2 protein-coding genes and 1 pseudogene are annotated in these 2,195 nt (G+C 68.8%); all 3 read left to right on the top strand.

From position 1 onward, the window contains the following. Positions 1–1,088: tripartite tricarboxylate transporter permease (locus tag KZA10_RS12985; protein WP_218683080.1), on the top strand; the 1,088-nt coding region annotated here is incomplete at its 5' end. A gap of 49 nt (positions 1,089–1,137) precedes the next feature. Further along, the gene (locus tag KZA10_RS12990) at positions 1,138–1,935 is read left to right on the top strand and encodes a sulfite exporter TauE/SafE family protein (RefSeq protein ID WP_218683081.1); all 798 of its coding nucleotides are present in this window, start codon (positions 1,138–1,140) and stop codon (positions 1,933–1,935) included. A gap of 70 nt (positions 1,936–2,005) precedes the next feature. Next, positions 2,006–2,195, top strand: a pseudogene (locus KZA10_RS12995) (hypothetical protein); the annotation flags it as partial.

Raw genomic sequence — 2,195 nt, forward strand, 5'->3', positions numbered from 1 at the left:
CGTTCATCACGGTCGGCGCGCTGATCGGCAGCTCGATCTCGCGCGGCATGCTCTCGCTCGGCGTCGGCCTGTTCCTCGGGCTGGTCGGCACCGATTGGCTCTCCGGCCAGCAGCGCTACACGCTGGGGCTCCCGGCGCTGTCCGACGGCGTCGACATCGTGCTGGTCGCCGTCGGCCTGTTCGCGGTCGGGGAGACGTTCTACATCGCCGCCCGGTTGCGGCACGGCGGCGTCGACGTGATCCCCGTGACTCGCGGGTGGCGCTCGTGGATGACGAGGTCCGACTGGCGGAGGTCCTGGAAGCCGTGGCTGCGCGGCACGGCGATCGGCTTCCCGATCGGCACGATCCCCGCCGGCGGTGCGGACGTCGCCACGTTCCTGTCGTATGCGACCGAGCGCAAGCTGTCGAAGCACCGCGACGAGTTCGGACGCGGTGCGATCGAGGGCGTCGCCGGTCCGGAGTCGGCGAACAACGCCGCGGCCGCCGGAGTGCTGGTGCCCCTGCTCACGCTGGGCCTGCCGACGACGGCGACTGCGGCGATCATCCTCACGGCGTTCCAGTCGTACGGCATCCAACCGGGACCGCTGCTGTTCGAGAGCCAGTCGAACCTGGTGTGGGCGCTCATCGCGAGCCTCTACATCGGCAACGTGATCCTGATCGTGCTCAACCTGCCGCTCGTGGGCATGTGGGTGAAGCTGCTGCAGATCCCGCGGCCGTATCTGTACGCGGGCATCCTTCTGTTCGCAGTGTTCGGGGCATACGCACTGCACAGTTCGCCGTCGGACATCGTGATCCTGCTGATCGTCGGCATCCTCGGCTACTTCATGCGCCGGTACGGCTATCCGGTCGCGCCGCTCGTGGTCGGCATGATCCTGGGGCCGATGGCCGAGGAGCAGCTGCGCAAGGCGCTGCAGCTGAGCCAGGGGGATCTGAGCACGCTCGTCATGCAGCCGTTCGCGGCGATCGCCTACGGGGCGCTCGCCCTGCTGATCGTCGGCGGACTCTGGTTGCGGCGTCGCCAGCGCCGGTACGAGCAGGCGCTGACCGCGTCGATCGCGGTGCCGATCAAGGCGGACTCCGAGGTCTGATCCGCGACGCGGGTTCGAGAGGGGAGGAGGCCGCGAGTAGGCTGATCCGGTGAGTGACGTACAGGCCCCCGCACGAGGGCCTCGCGCCTATGCGGCGTTCATCGGCATCGGCCTTCTCGCCGGCCTCCTCTCCGGACTCTTCGGCGTGGGCGGTGGCACGGTCATCGTTCCGCTTCTCGTGCTCCTGCTGCACTTCGATCAGCGCCTCGCGGCCGGGACCTCGCTCGCGGCGATCGTGCCCACGGCGAGCGTCGGCGTCATCTCCTACGCCACGACCGGTTCGGTGGCCTGGGTGCCCGCGATCATCCTCGCGGCGGGTGCCGTGGTGGGCGCGCAGATCGGCACACGGCTGCTGCCGCGCATCTCGCAGACGGCGTTGCGGTGGGGTTTCGTCGGCTTCCTGGTCGTCGTGATCGTCAGCCTCTTCCTGGTGATCCCCTCACGCGACGCCGCGTTCGAACTCTCCTGGCTGACCGGCATCGCCCTCGTCGGCGTGGGAATCGGCACCGGAATCCTCGCGGGGCTGATCGGCGTTGGCGGTGGAGTGATCGTCGTACCTGTGCTGATGCTGGCCTTCGGCACGAGCGACCTGGTCGCCAAGGGCACCTCGCTGCTGATGATGATCCCCACCGCCATCTCCGGCACCGTGGGCAACCTCCGCAACCGCAACGTCGACCTGCTCGCGGCGCTGATCATCGGCATCTCGGCCTGCACGACGACCGCGCTCGGGGCGTGGCTGGCCACGATCGTCGACCCGACGCTGGGCAACATGCTCTTCGCGGCATATCTGGTCGTGATCGCGGTGCAGATGGCGATCAAGGCGATCAGAGGCCGCAAGCGCCGCTGAGCCCGCGTGGATGAAAGGATCTTCATCCACGACTCATCTCCGCATCATGATCGACGGGCATCATGGGGTCATGCCCACTCCACGACGCCTTCTCCTCACCGGCGCGCTGATCGCTATCCCGGTCGCCTTCGCGGTCGGGAGCGTCGTGCTGGCGCAGATACCGCCGTCGCCGCAGATCCCCACCGAACCCGTGTCGGTGCAGCTGGCGACCCCGGCGCCGAGTGCGGAACCCGCGCCCGTGCCGGCTCCCGTCGTTCCGG

Origin of the sequence: Microbacterium sp. BF1 (assembly GCF_019279095.1) — a bacterium.
Classification (GTDB): Bacteria; Actinomycetota; Actinomycetes; order Actinomycetales; family Microbacteriaceae; genus Microbacterium; species Microbacterium maritypicum.